A 20,860-nucleotide genomic window follows, 5' to 3' on the forward strand; every position below is an offset into this window, starting at 1 on the left:
ATTATTTGGACAAAAATGATTATTGACGCTTCTCTATTTGCCCACATTGAAAACGACTCCTCCCTTACCGGAACCTATCAACTTCAAGGACATCACTTTTCAAGAACGGTAGAGTATTTGAGTCTATACCTGGATCATCTTATCCAAACGAATCAACCTGTTCCGGCCGAGTACCTTATTTTAGTCGAACAAATGAAGTACATCAGCAGTATTGAACGAAAGACAACCAATATGACTCAGGCTCCTCTATTCGACGAGGAAATAAAGGAACTAGCCACTTCAATCGCTGAAGACATTATGAACATGCCAGGTAATGGTAAAATTTTACTTCCTGGGGGTTGGTATGACAATGATGGCGGTCACTCCATGGTCTACGAATTTACTCCGCAACAGGACGGTTTTACGTTTAGTGCAATCAACGCAGGAGCGGGTATTGAATACCATGCAAAAAAATCGGCAACCGAAAAGGAATTATTTAACCCAAGAAAATCCTGGCAAGTCCCCAGCCCACAGTCCCAAAAAGAGAAAGAAGAGCTCGCTCATTTTATAGCAAAACTACTAAAAGCCAGATTACCGCAGGCAATGAGCGCCAAAAAAAAACCGTTTAATGCAAAAGTACTTTATGAAGAAATTTTACCCAGCATCAGCTACATTAACGGTGAAGAAATTGATGCAAGCGTTGGGCTCTCAGAACATGCCTATACAGGAGGTCAGTTATCAGGAACTTGCTCTCAACGCGCCCCTCATCAAATGCTGAAGATTAACACTCCGTCACTCAAGGAATACCAACGATTCATGTTCCATTTCAAACAGTATGCACTGTTTGATTACGTCAATGCCTGCATTCAAAAACAACAGCCTTATACACCAGCAGTACTGGATCAGATACGACTGGCTATTGATAATAATTTAAAAATATTAAACAGCCCCGATTTATTCAACGAGATTGAAATTAAAGAAGAGCACGACAAAATCATTGCTCTGGAACACCAATTAAGCACAACACCATTTGACGCCCCAGCAGTATTACCAGCCCTACAGGAGCAGATGTTCTCATTAACTGTATCATTACAACCCACTATCGCTCCCCCAATCCAACTCGAGCAGCAGGCACGAGATGCCCCTATTCCTGCTATGATTGCATTAAAGGATGGTACCAATCTGCTTGATAATCTCAAAAAGGCCATACAAAACATCAATCTTATTAAGGATCCTGCGACTCAATATAATTATCTTGAACACCTGATTTTGGAAATGCCCCTTTTTCCTCAGTTCCCCAATGATCCCGGTTTTTATCGTGAACTCATCAGCCTGAATGATTTTAAGCAATTTAAAGATCAGTTGGCGCAAATTCAAACCTTGATTCTCGAACTAAAATCCAACTGGATAAATAAGGAACAGGATCCGGCCATCAATTTGATGCTATTAAGCATCATCAGTTTACAAACAGATGCCTATGGAGTGGTTCCCTCAAACAGCAATATGCCCTCTTTTCAGCCTTTTTCCCAAACACTGATAAATTCCCTAATCGGAAACCAGGATCGAAACCCATTTTATGCCACGAATAATCCTGTTCTTGACAAAAGATTGAAACAAATGCAAGAGCACTACCAATATGCGCCCAATAACGATATTAATGGCTATAATGTATTTGTTAAATTTTTAATCTGGTCCGAACCTGAATTAGACCGTGAATTAGCTGATTTATATGATAAAGAATTTGGTCAAGATAATACTCAACTGCATGAGGAAATCCGGCGTAATGGACTAAAATCATTTTACATGATCGCACTACATCATGATAACAGCAAACATCTGGATGCAAAATTTAATCCCATTATCACGAAAGTTGTAAATCACATGGAGCATGAGTCCATCCTCAGAAAAGCAGTCAATCCATTCTTTAAGCAAGAATATGCTGATCATGTCTGGTTTAGACCGGGCATGAATAATGCCCAATTTGCAGTCTTATCACCTTTATTTCCAGGTTATATATCCGGTGAAAAGTTATTAACGTCATTAACTCAGTCCAAATACAATTTAAAAGACTCAGCGGCTAAAGATGCACTTGAAGCAGATATTTCAGAATATACCTCCTATTCCCAAAAAAGAAGAGACAAAACTGCCAATTCAATTCAATTAAACCCGGCAAAACCTGTAGATGATTCTCACGGCCCTAGGCAAATCACTCAAACTGACATCCAGGCCAGAGATTATTTCCACCTGAGAAGTGATCCCAATTGGCAAATTGCGCTGACTCTTGACTATTTTACCCGCCATATTGAACTCCTGTCTGACGAGTCTAACCAACGCTATGTTGAAGCGAATTTGTTCCAACCAGGACTCCTACTTGATAAGAGGGAAGACACTCAATTTGTCTCCCAATTTGATACCTACTTAAAAACAGGAATGAGATTTTATACTCACAATGGTCAACATACTCGCAATTCCCTTCAATTTTTACGTCTCAATTTTCTGGTTAGCCGTTATATGGCTCTGGATAATAATCCAGTTGGTATAGAAAGACTTCAGACGATTCAGCATGATCTGGAAAAACAATTATCTCTGGATAATAAACCCGAGATCATCTACGCAGTACAACAATATCTTTTTTTGAGTCTAGTAACGCGTATGGAACTGGGCGAGCAATCAGATGAGCTGTTTACCCTGGCATATAAAGCCTATAATTACTTGAATAGTCATACTAATCCCCTGATTCTGGAGGATAAGGCTCATCGGCTCAGCGTAGATTGTGCTGTTGCCCAATTTAAAGCGATTATCCGAAAACAATACGACAACCTGTTAGAGCACACAATAAAAACTACTGTACAAGAAATCGAGAACACCTCAGAACAGAATCTCGTTATCACCGGCCGATTTCCTGTTTTTCATATAGAAAATCAAGTAACTCACAAATCCTATGACTTCAATGCGATTCAAGGAAAATTATTTGAGCGCGGACTTGCGCGAAGCGGTGTACCGCTGGTCATACAAAATCACCCATTAATCAAAGAATTGGGGCTAGCTGACGTTAAAGAATGCCTCATGAACTCCGACCAGAGCTATATGATTTTATCAGAAAAGGGACAGGAAGCTTATCTGTATCATAAAGAAAACCAATTAACTGTTCGAAAAAAATGGACTATTCAACAAATTGAAGGCGATTATGAATTGCAAGCATTATCGACATATCATAAGGCCTTCCATGCCAATAAACAGATACAAATCATAATTTCAGGCCTACCCAAAATTTTGACTGATGGGACCATGAATTATTGGCGCGATGTGAACAATCCCAACAATGGGATATTGGTGTGCAATAACATTCCACTCTATTCAGTGAACAATGGCAAAATCCTGGCTCTTGATGCCCAGGGAAACAAAACGAGTGCCCAGTTATCAAACATTAATACGCCCATACTGAAACAATTTGAAAGTCGTCAATATATATTATCCCATACCAGCGAATCATCCGATTCTTACGTAACACTCCCAAGGTATAACCTGCGCTTTCAGCTTAGAAATTCAACACTTATCCATCAAGAAACTGGAGAGCTGGTTACAGATTCTCCTTCACCAATTCATCCCTCAGTAGCCGGCCTTGTCCTGGCATCTAAAGATCAACAACGTTATCTGGTTCCAGTGGCGCGATTTTATGCGATAGAATCAGGAGCGAAAAAAAGCAGTTTCTATCCGGTACAACACGACATTGATGGAAAAATAGCAGCGGCGAAGCTAGAAAATCATTGGAGCAATAATCGGCCCTTGCGAATACCAATGTGGCACTACCAGAACAGTGAGCGCTATATCAGTTTTCGGCTACAGAATGGTGAGCCCATTGCAGATACTGTCGCTGACGCCTTATATCTTGCCTATACTTATATGGCAACCAATCAAACTGAAAAAGCCTGGAATATTCTGGAAGAATGCAATACTCGCCTAGGAGGACTTACAGGAAGTGCAGAGGAGTTACAATTTATCCGCTGGATATGCGATGAAATGCCGCACACACTACCTGGCCTTCACAGTGAGCACCAAAAAGATAAACCCAAAAGAAATACCCCTCCCTATGTCGCCTGCCGACTTAAAGCAATGAGTTTGTTAAGTGATTACCTCATCCAAAATGGCCCAATCAAAATAAACGAGGTTAAAACTCCAGAGGGCTCTGCAAATGCAGTGTATGAATCATTGAGAGTAGAAGAATTAAATGCTTTTCAAAATGGGCTTCCGGAACAAATATATCGCTCATTTTCTCGTTTACAAACCATGCGTCGCCATTTAGAGCACACATATATTCTCACTCCACTGGAACGCAAAAAATTATTATCTTATTATCATCAATCACAACCCAAAGAATATGCACCTAAAGGAGCTTTAGGTTATGAATGGATGACGTTAAGTCTTGAAGAACTGGTTAAAGAGCGGGATGGGATACTGGCGCGACAAACTGCCGATCACTCATTATCACCTGCTGAAGAAGAGCGATTAAACTATATTAATGAAAATCTGGCACGCCTTAAACCTGTTGTTGCCCAATCAACCATCCTGGAATTAATCCCCCTGGATTTAAGCCTCCCTGCATCCAGCCGCATTAAAAATAACCTGTTACAAAGCGATACATTATCTCAAATGGAATTGTGGCAGTATCGATTACCTGGTAATGATGCCAGTTCTCTACTGAAACAAGAAGCATTGAGCTCCCTGTCTTCTGTAATAAGTGATGATCAGTTCGTTAAGTATTTTCCAGCCTATTTACAAATAGCCTGTTCCTTAAATTCAAAAGAACGTCAAGAACTATTGGACTTCTGCTCAAAGACATTAATTGCTGCACGCCACATCAAACTAGAACATCAGGAATCCAATATTCCCTTGTTATGTAATCTATTGTATCGATTATTAACCACTCCAAGCCAGAATACATTCAGATACAGAACCTATACATTTGATCAATTAGTCACACACTTAAGCGAGTTACAGGTTCCCCCTTTATCTGTTTATCAAGCAAAAGACATATACCAGGACATTTTAGCAAAACCTGAAGACTTGTTAGTACATCATGAGCGTCCAGATCATGCGCCTTTAAAAGTAACCAGAACGGTATTACCGCCATTAATCGACCAAATGGGAATTACCCCCTTACTGAACCAAAAATCTCCAGAATCAAAAGAAGCGCTAATCAGAGTGCTGACTCAGTACAAAGAACTGGAAGAAAGAGCGAATGAAGCCATTTCTTTACTGAGTAATCGTTTGAACACTGATTTGGATCACAATTTCTCCATTGAAGAACAGGCGGGGCAAATTCTTTTTACCCTTGAGCATCAAAAGAGAATGGCCGCCAGGGAATTAATCGACTCTCCTGTGTTATCCCAAAATCTTCTCGCTGCCACGGAAACTGCTGAACCCTTGCTGGTTCAGCAGATAGAGCACTCCTGGTCGGAAGCACTGGAGCTTGCCAATCAAGGTCCTGATGATCCTAAAAAACACAGGATATGGGCTATTGAAAAAAAATCCAGAGCTAGAGCCGATCTAACCCAATCCGATTTGCTGTCCCTGTACTCGCGCGCAGATTTTGCTTACAGCATAGAAAAAACCGGTCTAAGTCTCGAAAATGCACAACGCTTGCACGACTTAATCCATCAATCCTTGATGGAAGGCATAAAACATCACTCCCTGAAAAAAATAAAGACCGATCTGATGCACTCATTAGCTACGGGTAATGCGAATAGTGCCGCTCAAGCTCTTGATCTGCTGGCTCGCACTGAAATACCAGGACTTGATGACCCATCCATAGTGATACTGCAACATGAGGATAATATCGTGTTGCGTAAACGGCAGGTGAGCGCTCTCGAATCCCTGCTCAAAGAACCAGAAGATGGAAGCCGCTTTAATGAAACCATTGAAAAAATCATTATGGGCGGTGGTAAATCCAAGGTAATTCTCCCTATTCTGGCTGAAAAAAAAGCACAAGGCGATAACCTGGTGGTGATTGAGGTTCCCCAGGCACTGTTAGCAACCAATCACGTCGATTTAAACCGCACCTCACAACGTCTTTTTGGCAAAAGAGCATACCGCTTTGAATTCAATCGAGACAGCGACTGTTCTCCTGAACGGTTCGAGCGAATATATCAATTAATGGTTGAGGTCATGACGACTCGAGGCTACCTGGTAACCACAGGGGAATCCATCCAATCACTGGAATTAAAGTACATTGAGCTGTTGCTTTCAAACGTCGAGCACGATGCGACATGGGAAAAACAAGTCTATTGGTGTGATAAAATCACCAACCTATTCCGGAATCACGCGGATTGTCTTATTGATGAGGTCCATCAAGGCTTGTCCAATAAGAAAAAGCTCAACTATACCCTGGGTGACTCGAAACCCATCAGCACATCGCTCATCAAAAATGCAATCTCCCTGTTCAGTTTTATTGATCAGAAAATCATCCAGGAAGCCCCATCCTACGACGACGCTCATGATTGGACTCCTTTTAAAACCGAATTAGCCGTCAAACTCATAACTGATCCAACCAGCCCATTAATCGGGTTTGTCACTGAGGCAAAACTCAAATATGGAGCACATGTTCAAGCTGAACTGATTAACTATCTCACCCATAACTCCCCCTCAATCCCTCTGGCAGTTAGTGCCGCAAGCAACGAGGTTCAGGCGTCATTGGCATTTTTTAAACAGGAAATTAATGTACGTCTTCAACAAACACTGACCCAAAAACTGGGCAAACATTATGGAGAATCACATCGTAAAGATTTAACTGCTTTAGAGAAAACTCTTGCAATACCCTATGCAGGAGTTGACACACCTAACGAAAGGAATCGTTACAAGGAAGAATTGGAAGCTATCAATAAAACCATTCAAATGATGCTCCTCAAAGGAATCAGCAAAGAACAACTGATTGAACGAATTGTAGAATGGGAATCCCTGGCCCGACAAGAGCTATTACAATTCCAGACAACTGCTGACTCTGACACGGTCCGCTCAATCGATGATACCCCTACAGCACAAGGCTTTACCTTGTTGACCAGTGGATTAGGCATCAAATTAAGTCAGCTTGATATTAAAAACGAAGATCAAATGACTGAGCTTCATCGTCGGCTTCAATCGAATACTGCACTCATTTTTGATTTTTTACGTGAATATTCCTTAAAGCAAATCAAACAAGACAGTACCATTCTCTCCAGCGATAACTTCAATCATACCGACCAATACCGAAGCGTACAGGGGGTATCAGGCACTCCCTCCTTGAATGAGGCAGTTTATCATCAACGACTTCATTATGATAAAAGTTCATCTCTAGGATCTGATGGGTATATTTTTGAAGTGCTTCGGAATAAAACCTCTATTTCAAGCTGTGATTTTGAAAATGCGGCCCAATTTATAACCGACATCCTCTCTCGTTCAAGCTCCCGCGACCGAACACGCTGCATCATTGATATTAAAGGAACATTTACTGGTGTCAGTAATTTGGGAGTTGCTAAAGAGCTGGTGCGTTATATTAGCTCGAATCCCGATCATTTTAGTACCCCTCTTAAACACGTTCTGTATTTTAATGAAGACCAGGTTTTATGTGCTCTAAACGTGAATGCGCCTGATAAACCCATCATCCTGGGCACTACAAATGCGGATGAAATCAATCGCCTGCTCGACTCCACCCCTGAAGAGCGCTTCACCTTATACGATCAAATTCACACTACAGGCATTGATATAAAACAATTCGCTCAGGCACATGCGTTGGTTTTAGTTGATGATAAAACATCAAAACAGGAATTATTGCAAGGTGTAATGCGCGAAAGAGAACTGGATCAAGATCAAACTAATGAACTGATTACGCCCACTCGGATGAAAGAACTTTCATTGGAACAACTGGATGAAAAATTCAAACACAATGATAAAATGGCTGTTTTCATGGATGCCCCTGCCGCAGCTCAAGGACAAATGAGGAATCATATCAGAAGAAAATTCCTTACCCTGATTCAAGACATCCCATCAGAGCAGGCAGATAAAAAAGCCGCTTTAATGCAACACTTCAGACCGCTTTTTGAAGAGTCTCAGGCTCTGGACCTTTTTGCCCTTTATGGTGGTATCAATAAAAAACAAGCCATTGGAGATATCCTCAAACACTACAAAAAACAAATAAAGAATCTTTGGGAATCCCGATTAAAATTAGCCGAGACTCCTCCTTTTGCAGAAGACATTAGACATATGTCCCAAGAACTGGAATCCATTATCAATAAAGCACTCCCATTTTGTTTACCTGAATATGACGCCCTTGATAATTCTTTTAATACGGAAGTTGAGGTGCAGACAGAAGTTGAAAAAGAAGTGGAAATTGAAGTGTTGACCCTGAATGAATTTTACAGCGGCAAATTAAATGAACAACCAATAATACCATGGTTCGATATATTCGATGCCGATGTTTTTTTTCAAAATAAACAGTTCCAGAGCAGATGGGCTTTAACCTTAAATACGCTATGTGCGCAAGGTGATCAGCATCCCGCTTTCTTTTCAGAAAATCTCATGGCCAGTGCTAACTACACCTATACCTATCAAGGACAAACTGAATGTGTTAACGCGTATATTAAACCAGTGTTTTTAATCTGGTACCACCAGAACAATGAAGGCCAACTCACTGCAATGATCATCACCCCGCAGGAAGCCCGGGAGCTGAAAGAAAAAGTGTTGGCAAATAACTCTAAAAACTGGATTTCGACCACGATGGACACGGTCGTTGCTGGTACACGACCAGAAGAAGTAATTCATACCGAAGAGTATCAGCAATTACGCGAACAAATCCGCTTTTTTAATGGAGAATTTTCCAGTCTGATAAACCAGGAAAGCCCGTTATTATGGTTGCAAAGCCTACCAGAAGAAAAAATCAATTTTTTTGAGCACAGCTTACTACCCTATCGCCCTGGATGCCAAGCAAGTCTTCATCAACTTAAAGAAACGCTGACTCAAGCTAAATCAGAGGGATATACTTACATTGCCAACCATCCTTACGAAGACTTGACTGAATTCAAATGGGTTGATTTACTGCCTAATGTCATCCCCTCACAAGAAAATGAGTACCGCAAATTAGCCGAAGCTTTTGTGTACATCAATCAAAACTGGAATAAAAAGTCTATCAAACTTGAAGACCTGCAAATTCAGTTCAATCTCCCCATGAACAGTTTCATCTATGTGGACAAGCATTTAAATCATCTTATGGCATTAAAGAATACGTTGAAGCATTTTGAGGCAAATAAAGAGTCGGTTCCTTTATTAGTCATCATTAATTCAATGACTGCCGAGGAAAAAGAACCTATTGAACTCTGTCTGGGAATGACCATAGAACAGTTTTACCAATTACGGCATTGTGAACCACTTAATCCTTTAGAACAACCGCGAGGTAGAAGGCTCATTGACATTTCCAAATACAGCATAGATCTTATTAATATACTAGACACAGCTCCTGCCTTTAAAGGCAAAAAACTGTTTAATCGATATTTGGAGCAGTTTATCGCCAATGCAACGAGTGTGGATTTAGTACGTCCATTAGTTCATTCATGTATGGATAAAACCCTACTGATAGCTCACATCCTGCACCACAAAAAATATGATGAATCGCTTATCCTGGAGATTCTTGAAACCAAAAAAGACATCCATAAGATGCTATTAATGGCAATCATTAATGCATGCAGCACAGAATCAGTTATCAACCGAATACTCAAACTCGAAGACCTGGATGAGGAAATACTTCGTAAAATACTGGAAGTACCCTCACTCAATGAGTTCCAGCTCAACTCCATATTAATCCGTGCACAAGATGAAAATACGGTATCGCTTACAGGACATCACCCGTCATTCACAGAACACCTGATAGATACTATGCTCAATCACCCATTTCTTAATATGGAAGGGATGTTGTTTTTAATTAACAACAAACAACTCACTACAAAACAGCTATTAATTATTTTAAATCATCCATTTGCCGAAGATGAAAAAGTCATACAGGCAATACTGAACCATAAGCACCTGACTGCTCAGGGAGTTCTTTTAGAAATTATTCAGCACCCCTCAGTAAATGACAGAGTTCTAGCCTTAATCTTAAGGCATCAATTATTTGATACAGAGGCGGCATTACTAATCCTGAACAAACAGCTCCCCCTGAATTTATTAATTGGACTGACGACCAAAGTATGTGACTTTAAAAATCACGATGATCGATGGGAGCAATGTTTCGACAAATTGATTGAACAAGCTAAAATCCACAATGCGGCAGTTCGTGTGAGCGAGGTAATCGCAAATCATTTTTCCCAAATGCCCCCCCATGTGGCACTTAAACTATTAAATCAGTTGGGCAAAGAAGCTTTGGATCATACAAATCTAATCCCCATGATTATGAGCGCTAATAACGAAGAACTGGATGCACTGATCATTCTGGACAAAAAATTCTCTCAAGATGAATTAATCCAGCTTTCCGAGAAAAATCTGAGCACCGAACAGATAGACACCTTACTTGACCATCCTCAAATGAACAGTAGTGTTGCCGATCTTTTATTTAAAAATTCTGAATACAGCGGAACCATTAAAGCATGGAGCTGGTTAACTAAAGAGCAACTGCTGAGTACCCTTGATAATGCCAGCAACTATGACAGTCTGGCACTAGCCCTGACCCACGGTGGGCTAATCTCTCAGTCGACACAAATGAAATGGTTAGAAAATAAACGGGAGGAACACAAAGAGTCAATTAAGTTACATTTAGCATCAAACAGCATTGAAAATAAATTCCTCTGTATTCTGGAAGAGTTAAAATTAAAATCCCTCGAGCATGCCATCAAAGCGACGAGCAACCCCAAATACGACCAGCCTGCTCGAATTGCCTTCGAACTCTATCAGACCTTACGTGGGGAAGTTAAAACCTTATTAACGAACCCCAAAGACAATGCCTTTGTATTTAAAAACAATTGCATGGACGCCATGAACAAGGCAAAACCGGTTTTGCAGGAGCATCGTGGATACAAACAAATATTTCTCGATATTATCAACGTCGTATTCGCCGTAACGGCACTGTTTAGAAATGGTAGCTGGAGGCTATTCGAAGCACGTACTTCCAGTATGAATACCGTAAACAAAGTTCTGGGAGCTATGGATAAATTAGTTGAAGAGAGTACTAATAATCCTGTTCCTCCTGCTCATTAAGAACATCGCAAGAAGGCGATGGAACTCCTGTCTCTACTAACTAAATGGAGTAGATTCGCTTTCACGATACATGGATACCCCGCCCCTGATCCACTTCCCCACTCTGTCCATGGTCGATAGGGAAAAATAGTGTTTTTTTATATTATTTAAATTGAATTGCTGTGGGGATGTGTCCTTAAATTTGCACTCTGAATTACACTTCCCTATAATGCAAAATCCAGTCAAACCGGGCTTTTTAACCGATTAAATGAGTTAGGTTAATCTAACGAATAACCTTCACGGAGATAGAATGGTTTTTTCTTCTTTAGCATTTCTTTTTTTATTTCTCCCAAGTCTTAACTTAACCTATTTAATTTGTTTAAAACGAATAAAGTGGCAAAATTTTATTTTAATGGTGTTCAGCCTCTCTTTTTATTATTGGGGTGAAAAAGATCATATTTTCATTATGCTTGGATGTATTTTTGTCAATTATCTCTGCGGTATTTTTATAGAGGAAAGCAAAAGCCCACGACAACGTACAATGTATCTCATCACCTCCATTACTGCCTCTTTAGCCCTTTTAATCTATTTCAAATATTTTAATTTTTTCCTCAACACGATGAGTGATGCATTTAATTTGAACCTCTCGGGCTTTAAACGCATTGCCTTACCTTTAGGGATCAGCTTTTATACCTTCCATGCCTTGAGTTATGTCATTGATGTGTATTGGAAGAAAGTAAACGCCGAACGTAATTTCGTCACCTTCGTCTGTTATGTTTCATTTTTTCCCCAATTGGTAGCAGGCCCTATTGTTCGCTATATCGACATCAAGCACTCATTCTATTATCGTTATATAACCCGGGCTGGTGTGCGAAACGGTATTTTGCGATTTTGTTTTGGCCTGGCCAAAAAAGTATTAATTGCCAATGAAGTAGCCAAACTGGCTGACTATGTTTTTTATCTTCCTCCAGGTGATTTGACTTTTGCCACAGCCTGGCTTGGCGCCATAGCCTATGCACTGCAAATCTATTTTGATTTCTCGGGCTACTCGGATATGGCCATCGGACTTGGGTTAATGTTCGGCTTTAAATACAAAGAAAATTTCAATTTCCCTTACGGTTCATTATCAATACAGGAATTCTGGAGAAAATGGCACATTTCTTTGTCCAGCTGGTTTAGAGACTACATCTACATCCCTTTAGGGGGAAGTTACAAATCCGATATACGAACCAAACTCAATTTAATCATCATCTTCACTTTATGCGGTTTATGGCACGGTGCCAATTATACCTTTGTACTATGGGGGTTATATCACGGTGTATTCCTGATTCTGGAGCGCACTGGATTTGGCAAGTTTATGACCAAACTGCCCCATGTCATTCGCCATGCTTATGTTCTCTTTGTTGTGACGATTGGATGGGTATTCTTTAGGGAAGAACACCTCGATTCAGCATTGAGTTTTATCAAAACCATGCTCATTCCCGGTGATTTAAATGTATCGGGGCTATCCAACTGTGTGAACATACTGACCGTATGTGCAATGAGTATGGGAACTATTCTGGCACTGGGCGCTAATCGCTCCATAAAGGATTACCTGATAACTCATCGAGATAGAACACAGATTATCGCCTACAAACAGTTGAGCAGTATCCTCGGTTTATCGGTATTACTGATCTCAATCCTGTTCTTAAGTACCAATTCATATAACCCATTTCTTTATTTCAGGTTTTGATCATGAACGTGTTGAGCAGATATTCCGACCGATTTTTAATTATTGCTTTTATTCTCATTATATCCATACCCGGTATTGGGCTATTTTTTGAAAAACAGGCTGATGAAATCAGGGTGTTGTTTAATCGTGATCCCTACCCCCTCCCCCCTTTTAATATAACTAAACTGGGACGAACCGATTTTAAAGGAATTGAAAACTGGTTTATCGATCGCGCTTTACTCATTACGACCCTAAGCAAGATTACAAGTAACATTGTGTATAAACTGGGTACCAGTATCAAGCCTGGCCAGGCTTTATTGGGTAAAGACGATTGGCTGTTTTTAGGCAACGATTTTTCTGCAACCATCGATCAATACACCGGAAAAAATCAGCCAACTGAAGAAGAAATTTATACCCAATTGTCCATTTTAAAGCACATGAGCAAAATAGCCAGTCAATACTCAGTGCCTTTTCTGGTCGCACTTGCTCCCGACAAGCACGAGATTTACCCAGAATATTTACCTGATAACATCCAAAAAGGAAGGAACAAAAACCGACTTGAGCTTTTAGAAGAAGGGATGAAGGCCAATGGAATCGATTTTGTCAGTTTAAAACAAAAGGAATTAGCAGCAAAAAATACCCTTGGCAAACAATACGGTGATTTATACCTAAAAGGAGACAGTCATTGGAATTATCTGGGCGCTTATGTTGCCTATCAAGCCATATCAGAACAAATGCAGCTAAAGGGAATTAAGATTAATCCCATTAGTTTTAAATTTATTCCTCAACAAACGACCTCCTCCGATCTGACCAATTTTCTCCAACTGACTCATATTAAATCCAATAATCCCCTTCCTGATACCTCTTCGCTTAAAATCGATTTAACAGGAAAAGAATTTAACGGGTCTGAAGTCAAAATAGAGCCGCTGGCAGGCAGCCCCAATATCCTGAATGCTCCTTATCAGATAATTAATAAAGCACTCGACACGAAACAGACCTGCCTGTTAATCGGAGACAGTTTTTCTGAAGCACTGGGATTTTATTTTCATAACGATTTTTATAATACAATAAGAATTCATCCAGGAAACAAAACATGGAGTTTAGCAACTCTTATCGAAATGTATCATCCAGATGTTATTGTCTATGAAAAAGTACAACGAGATTTAATCTTCCCAATGCCGAATTTTCAATTATATTCCGAGCCAGTTCAACTCAGTGTACCTGAAAATACAGCAGACGCTCAGGGTGAACTGGAACAATTCAATATATCATCAGACCGAATTACTACCTATGGTTGGGCGTATTTACCCAATCAGGATGCAGGTCTTAATGAAGTATATTTAAAATTCACCGATGGGAAACAGAGCTATTTTTTTAGTATGACCAAACTCCAGAGACAGAGTGTTAATCTTGCATTTAAACATGATGGCATGCATCTCAATATGGCGGGCTTTTCTGGAACAATTCTACGTAAAGACTTACCCAATGGTACCTATCAAGTATCCCTGGTCGTTGTAAACGATGCCCTTATTGGTGAAAAGAAATACTCACAAAACTATACGTTAAGCTAGGGGCTGTTGACATTTCATTATGTTCAAGCCTACTTTCCGCGACTTGTTCGCGGAATCGATAGAGCATGCGCAAAACAAGAATATATTGCGCCTATAAAGATTAGATTGGATCCCGCGAACAAGTCGCAGGACGTCGAAACTTGAATTGTCAACAGAACCTAGACTTCTGGCATGTGACGTCTCAATAGCCTAGGGAAAATCATTCCGAACGCAGTCAGGAATTTCTTGAAGGTGATGTTGTACCAGCATTTCGAGATCCTTCTCTGCTTTCAAAATGACGAAATCCGAGGATTTATTAAGAGGTCACCCTGATATTGGATAATATAATGAATCGAAAAGCCTTACTGGTTGTTATTGCTTTGGTGTTTCTCGAATGGCTGGATTTCAGTTTGTACCTTTATCTGGCCAAGTCGGTGTTTGCCAAACTGTTTTTTCCTCCATCAGAATACAGCTTGATGCTTTCATTTGCCTTATTTGCTACAGCCTTTCTTGCCAGACCTTTAGGCGGCTGGTTGTTCGGCCGCTCTGCGGATGGCTTTGGTCGGCGAACACCACTCATTTTTTCTGCGGCTTTAATGGGCATGGCAACTATAGGCATAGCCCTGCTTCCCGGCTATGAAGTTATTGGTATCAGTGCCACCTGGGGATTACTCCTTTTAAGAATTGCTCAAGGTCTCGCTCTTGGCGGAGAAATTAACAATTCAGCCATGTTCCTTGTTGAACACCAATCCAATAAACCTCTGATTGCCGGCAGTTTTGTCGCCGCCAGTGGTGCTGCTGGTATGTTTCTGGGTGGAGCAACCGCTGCATTGGTTCAATCAAATCCTGATACAGGGTTGTGGCGCATTATATTTGTTCTCGTTGGGCTGATTTCACTTTGGGTTTGCGGCTTACGAAAAAAACTCACAGAATCTCCCGAATTTGTTGCCGACAGATCACCGATAAGCCAAATAATCCGTGAAGAGTGGCCAGGCATTATTAATATTACTATTATGGGAGCTTTTGTAAGCGTTACAGTATATCTATGTAATGCATTCTGGGTCTCTTACGCCACCGATCAGGGTTTGGGCTCTCCAGTTGCCTGTGCCTGGGCTGGATCCATGGCGCAACTTATGTCTGCTTTGTTGGCATTACCAATTGCTCGATATACTCCTCCGTCCAAAGTGTTATGGTTATTACGAAACAGTATGATTGCAGCATTTTTCGGCGCCCCAGTGTTATTTTGGTTTACCGCCCAGGATTCTGTTGCAGGAGTAATGCTCGGCCTTGTTTTGTATATACTGGCCAATGGTTTTCTGTGCTCCGCCCTCTATTATTTTTTATACCTCCAGCTACCTGCTCAATACCGCTGTCGAGGTGTATCCACTGTTTGGGCAATTTCCGCAAGCCTTGGAGCAATCAGTTTACCGGTAGCTGAACAGGCTCATCTCCATGACATGACCTGGATCGCTCCTGTGTGGGTCAGCTTTATTGCTCTGATGAGTTATTTATTTTTATCCCGTGGCCGATTAAACCAGCAAGACAGAGTGCCTTACCTGAAGAGATAACTACGTTACTGGATGTTGCATTGATGAAAACCATACTTTATGTCACTCTTAATGGAGCAGCGCATTAGAAGGAGCAGGTTATGTTGCATATTGCCATTATTGGATGCGGGATTGCTGGTCCTGCTGCTGCTTTGTTTTTAAAGAAATTAAATGCTGACGTTACTGTATTTGATAAAGTCGACAATTTAAAACCTGTTGGTGCTGGATTCTTATTGCAACCAGCAGGCCTGGATGTGTTGAACCAATTAGGAATTGTGCGTTCACTGATTTCCAGAGGCGCCCCCATTTCAGGTTTGCATGGAAAGAATCATAAAAATAAAGTGGTTCTGGATTTACATTATGCAGATTTGGTGCCTCACCATAGTGGTTTGGGCATCCATAGAGCTGTCCTCTATGAAGAATTATTTAAAAAGATGACCGAGCTGAACATCAAAATAATCAATCCTTGCGAAATTACTGGTATAAAACAGAGCGAAGAATGTGTTCATCTGAGGGATAATCAAGGAAACCATCATGGCCCTTATGATTGTGTGGTCATTGCAGACGGAGCACGCTCCCAATTGCGGTACAGCATGAATTGCAAAATCAAAGTTACACCTTACGAATGGGGTGCACTCTGGGCAATTTGTCAGGATACGGAACAGACCTTCAATACGATTCTGGAACAGGTTTATAAACATACTGAAATTATGGCCGGTATTTTACCTATGGGGTATAAGGACAAGAACCTCATGGTCAGTTTTTTCTGGAGTTTACATCAAACCAGACTGGAACAATGGAAGAATACCCCTTTCCCTGCATGGAAAAATCAGATCCTGAATGTTTGGCCTAAACTGAAACCCTTATTGGATCATCTGGATTCACATGATCAATTTGCCTATGCATCCTATGCCGATGTGAGCATGCACCCATGGCATGACAACCGGGTTGTAATTATTGGAGATGCCGCTCATGGCATGAGTCCTCAATTAGGTCAAGGTGCTAATCTGGGATTGATTGATGCCAGAATCCTTTTTGAATGTTTACGCCAACAGCCCGTCCAAAAAGGCTTGGCTCTTTATACTGAAAAAAGAGCTTCACAGCTTCATTATTATCAAACCGCAAGCCGTTTTGTTACTCCTTGGTTCCAATCCTCAAATCGGGTTATGGGCATTTTAAGAGACGCATTGCATGGTGCTTTTTGCAAAACACCGATAATAAAACAGCAGATGCTTCTCACCCTGGCCTGCATGAAAACAGGCTATTTTAAATCCATTCCCCTGGATCAATATCAACCCCTGTTTAGGCCAATAAATGAATAAAATACTGGTTATTTACACCTATTACATCGTCTGGTTTGGCTCACTTATCCTGGCAGCGAATCATTTTGCCTGGCTTCCTCTTCTCTTGTCACTATCCATCAGCGCGATTCAACTCTATTTTTGGTGTGATTTATCCAAAGTAAAAAACTGGAAACTGTTTATGTTCTACCTATCCAGTTTAGGTTTTCTGTGCGACAGTCTATTTGCTGCAACCTCATTCATTTATTTTCAGCCCAATCCCTTTCAACCTTATCTTGCACCTCCGTGGATGTTAGGCTTTTGGATCAATTTCAGTGTGTTGTGCATTTGCCTGGTAGATCTTCTCAATCGGATACGCCGTCTTCTCTGGCTTATAGCATTAATTGGATTTCCAGCAGCCTATCTGGGCGGAGTAGGATTTCACGTGGCTGTATTTCAAGCAGGTACGATCAGCTCCATTATTCTTGGTATAATATGGATGGTTCTTTTTCCCTTTTTATGTCATAAATTATTATTTAAACCGATTCACTCATTGATTAAGGATTAAATCATGACCGCTCTTAAATGCCTCATTCCCACAATGCTCTTATTCTGCCTGCTGGATTTTCTCTGGATTGGATGGATTGGGAAATCAATTTATTTTAATCAGCTTGGCCCGTTTTTAAATATTGAAGGAAATCAATTAAACGCAAATTTGCCTGCTGCTTTTGTAGTTTATATCCTGTTTGCGCTGATGATTTGGTGGATTGTGCTTCCTTTGGCAGACAATCAAGTAGCGAGCAGTTTTTTCTATGGTGCATTTTTAGGGCTGATAGTCTACGGAATTTATGACATGACCAATCTGTCGGTACTTAAAAATTGGCCTGTTTCTGTTTCAATAATTGATTGGTGCTGGGGAATCATACTGTGCAGCATCACCAGTGGATTTTGCAGTTGGATTAAAGGCTATCTGGCTTAACTCTTAGTAAACACCAGGTTGGCAAACCACCTTGGGGCTTGCCAACCTGGTAAACGGATTAAAGCCCCAACCAGCGGATGAACCGATTAGTAGCTTTTAAATTAATGAATGGCCTGGTTTCCGTGTTCACTGTATAACTCTTTATTGCATCATCAATAGTACTTGATGTAGCCGAGTTTGAACGCACCTCTTTAATTTTTCCCATATTGAGAATTTTCATTTGCGTTTCATAATACCCATGCACCATAATAATGACGGGTATTACGAAATTAATCGAATCTAACCCCCCTCTATCATTTTGTACCACCAGTTTATTAAATTCTTTGCTACTTAAAGCGATGTACTCTTGATTATTAATTTGACGGCGCAACATCCTTCCTAATGGTGCCTGGGTATGAAATACCCGTTCATAAGCATCAGCCGACATCACGACAATAGGTTCTTCCTCCTCTCGTCGATCATTTTTATTCAGATCAGCAAATAAAACAGGTTCTCTAAGATCCACATCATTGGGTGGTGAGTCCGGCTTGGCCATCAGTACAGTTGAATTAACTGGTTGAGGAGGGGCATCGCAGGTTAAAAATTTGGATTTTCCAAACCATTCATCACTGGGATAATAAATGACCATGAGTGAATTGTCTTTTATGGTATTAATAATGGGCTTATAAAGATCAGGGGGAAGAGCAGGACATCCCCAACTGCGTCCAGGTCTCCCGTACCGTTTGATAAAATTCTCCTCTACATACCAACCCCCATGCATCACGACCGACCGATTATAGGCATTGTCATTAAAACTTTTATCAAGACCAGCCAATCTTAAAGAAAGCCCCTCTCGGCCATAATAAGCCTGATCGGTTTTATAGACCCCAATGCTGCTGGCTTTGCTGTCGTATTTATTTGAAAAATAGTTGGTTAATAAAGTGCCTGATCTGATGCCATGAGACACATAGGTATGAAACAGTAATTTCTTTTCTTGTAAATCAAATACCCATAATCTTTTTTCGTTTGATGGTAAGGAATAATCAATAATGGTCAAAATGTTATTGCGTTGGACATTATAAGTTGTCGCACATTTGATCGTTGTCAGAACTTTATTGATGACCGGTGCATGTAAGGTATTCCCCTCCTTTTGAAGCATGTCCTTTATCTCGTTTAATTGATAATTATAGGATGGGATCAGGCTTTGAACATTCTCATTCATAGCGAGTTGTTTTTCTAGTACAGGTAAGGGAAGTAAAGCGAAATCAGATGATGTTACTGCTAATAGCAATAGCAGAATATTTATCATAGCATTTCCTTGATTGTATTAATCTTAAATTATTATTATTCCTATATTTATTAATATAGATCACAAACAATCAGTGTGCATAAAATTTAATTTAAGAATAATTAATTTAATCAAGATGCCTGAATGTGCGCACTTTTGCGCGCTAGTATTTGAACCCACCCTAAACCTTTCCCCCACGCTACGCGTGGGGGAAAGGAAATGTGAGCGAAAGGAGCTCATGTTCTCCGAACATAAGTGCCTTTTCGCGAGGATAACTTATACAAAGCAATGCTCTTTCAGGAACAAATCAAGAAACATTGAGAAACAGGTGAAGAAGAATCAACATACCCTATCATTATTGGGGCTTTTTGGTAGCCTTGGCTTCATCCTCATCAGACCTGTCACAGAATAAAAGGGTTGTTGAATTCAATGCGCTCGCACAAGCGCTCAAAGCATTCAATGTCCATGAGGCATTAGTACATCCAGAAGTCACTCCAGCATAAATAGCTCCCAATCTGAATAAGTTACCTCCAACACCCAGCAACTTCGCCCCAAACCCGGTTGTCTCATTCAGACAATAAGTGCTGAATGCATGAGTGCATAGGGCCAGTCCAAGATCAGCAACCTTTCCTTGAGGATCTGTAATCAAAGAATAAGCAGCTACAGAAATAACTGCTGCATTGTACAATTGCATACCTTGTGTCCAGGATATGCCTTTATCAAAAAAACCAAACATAATACAGTACCTCTCAGGATTAAAATGTCGAAATTTTATCCATTAAGCCTCTAATAAATCAAGCATTTTCCAAAGTTACACTACTTTACCCATTAAAAAGGATACGGATAGGAAACTTTAAGGAAAATATGGATTATATTGTACCAGCAAGAAATTTACCCATCTGTCCATTTTCTGTAAAAACAGGATCAACCAAATCAAGGAGTCATCACTATAGATGAACAAGTTTCAGGATTCGTGCCTGTCGATTCGGACAATAGAGCTCCGGTATTCAGCACAGTAGAAGCAACTCCCAGTGCATCTAGCAATGGAGATGTTTGCGTCGATTCGGAAGTCATTCGGGCATAGGATGCCCCCATGCTGAAAAGATTCACGCCTAAAGTCAGGAATTCATTCAGAGCACTGGCATGTTCTCTAAGGGTTAAAAAATTAAGGGCGTGAACCGCTATATCCAAGCCTTCTACCGAGGCCTTCGCATCAGGATCTGTTAACAATTTATAAGTTGCTGTGCTTAACAACAACACATTAACTATCTGTAATCCCTTCTTCCATTGACTGGCTTGATTAAACATTCCAAACATATGCCCCTTCCTTATTTGATCACTTCTGATGGGTTAC

10 protein-coding genes are annotated in these 20,860 nt (G+C 40.5%); 7 read left to right on the top strand and 3 right to left on the bottom strand.

Annotated features, from left to right (window positions below; genetic code table 11):
- Window positions 1-15: 15 nt before the first annotated feature.
- The 7 genes from ELY21_RS04230 to ELY21_RS04260 all read left to right on the top strand — a co-directional run bounded on the left by ELY21_RS04230 (window position 16) and on the right by ELY21_RS04260 (window position 18,239).
- Window positions 16-11,193 carry a DUF3638 domain-containing protein gene (locus ELY21_RS04230; protein ID WP_127107198.1) on the top strand — a complete coding sequence of 3,726 codons (11,178 nt, stop codon included), beginning with the start codon at window positions 16-18 and terminating at the stop codon, window positions 11,191-11,193.
- A gap of 289 nt (window positions 11,194-11,482) precedes the next feature.
- The gene (locus ELY21_RS04235; protein ID WP_127107200.1) at window positions 11,483-12,904 is read left to right on the top strand and encodes an MBOAT family protein; all 1,422 of its coding nucleotides are present in this window, start codon (window positions 11,483-11,485) and stop codon (window positions 12,902-12,904) included.
- Window positions 12,905-12,906: 2 nt separating this feature from the next.
- Entirely contained in the window at window positions 12,907-14,454 is a 1,548-nt protein-coding gene (locus tag ELY21_RS04240; protein WP_127107202.1) for an alginate O-acetyltransferase, read from the top strand.
- 326 nt (window positions 14,455-14,780) lie between these two features.
- Window positions 14,781-16,001 (top strand): MFS transporter, encoded by a 1,221-nt coding sequence (locus tag ELY21_RS04245; protein ID WP_127107204.1) that lies wholly within the window; start codon window positions 14,781-14,783, stop codon window positions 15,999-16,001.
- An 80-nt stretch (window positions 16,002-16,081) separates the two neighbouring features.
- Window positions 16,082-17,302, top strand: a complete 1,221-nt coding sequence (locus ELY21_RS04250; RefSeq protein ID WP_127107206.1) for an NAD(P)/FAD-dependent oxidoreductase — start codon at window positions 16,082-16,084, stop codon at window positions 17,300-17,302.
- On the top strand, window positions 17,295-17,828 hold the full coding sequence (locus tag ELY21_RS04255) for a DUF2878 family protein (RefSeq protein ID WP_028384076.1): 534 nt from the start codon (window positions 17,295-17,297) through the stop codon (window positions 17,826-17,828). Before ELY21_RS04250 ends, ELY21_RS04255 begins: the two co-directional genes overlap by 8 nt.
- Window positions 17,829-17,831: 3 nt before the next feature.
- Window positions 17,832-18,239 carry a DUF2177 family protein gene (locus tag ELY21_RS04260; RefSeq protein ID WP_127107208.1) on the top strand — a complete coding sequence of 136 codons (408 nt, stop codon included), beginning with the start codon at window positions 17,832-17,834 and terminating at the stop codon, window positions 18,237-18,239.
- A gap of 58 nt (window positions 18,240-18,297) precedes the next feature.
- Here ELY21_RS04260 and ELY21_RS04265 read toward each other — a convergent pair whose 3' ends face one another.
- The 3 genes from ELY21_RS04265 to ELY21_RS04275 all read right to left on the bottom strand — a co-directional run bounded on the left by ELY21_RS04265 (window position 18,298) and on the right by ELY21_RS04275 (window position 20,823).
- Window positions 18,298-19,527: a murein L,D-transpeptidase catalytic domain family protein gene (locus tag ELY21_RS04265; RefSeq protein ID WP_127107210.1), complete on the bottom strand. Its 1,230-nt coding sequence runs from the start codon at window positions 19,525-19,527 to the stop codon at window positions 18,298-18,300.
- 334 nt (window positions 19,528-19,861) lie between these two features.
- Complete coding sequence (locus ELY21_RS04270) at window positions 19,862-20,242, bottom strand: hypothetical protein (protein WP_127107212.1); 381 nt, start codon at window positions 20,240-20,242, stop codon at window positions 19,862-19,864.
- Window positions 20,243-20,439: 197 nt separating this feature from the next.
- Window positions 20,440-20,823, bottom strand: coding sequence for a hypothetical protein (locus ELY21_RS04275; protein WP_127107214.1), 384 nt, complete (start codon window positions 20,821-20,823; stop codon window positions 20,440-20,442).
- Window positions 20,824-20,860 lie beyond the last annotated feature (37 nt).

This window comes from Legionella sp. km535, from assembly GCF_003990085.1.
GTDB lineage: Bacteria > Pseudomonadota > Gammaproteobacteria > Legionellales > Legionellaceae > Legionella > Legionella moravica.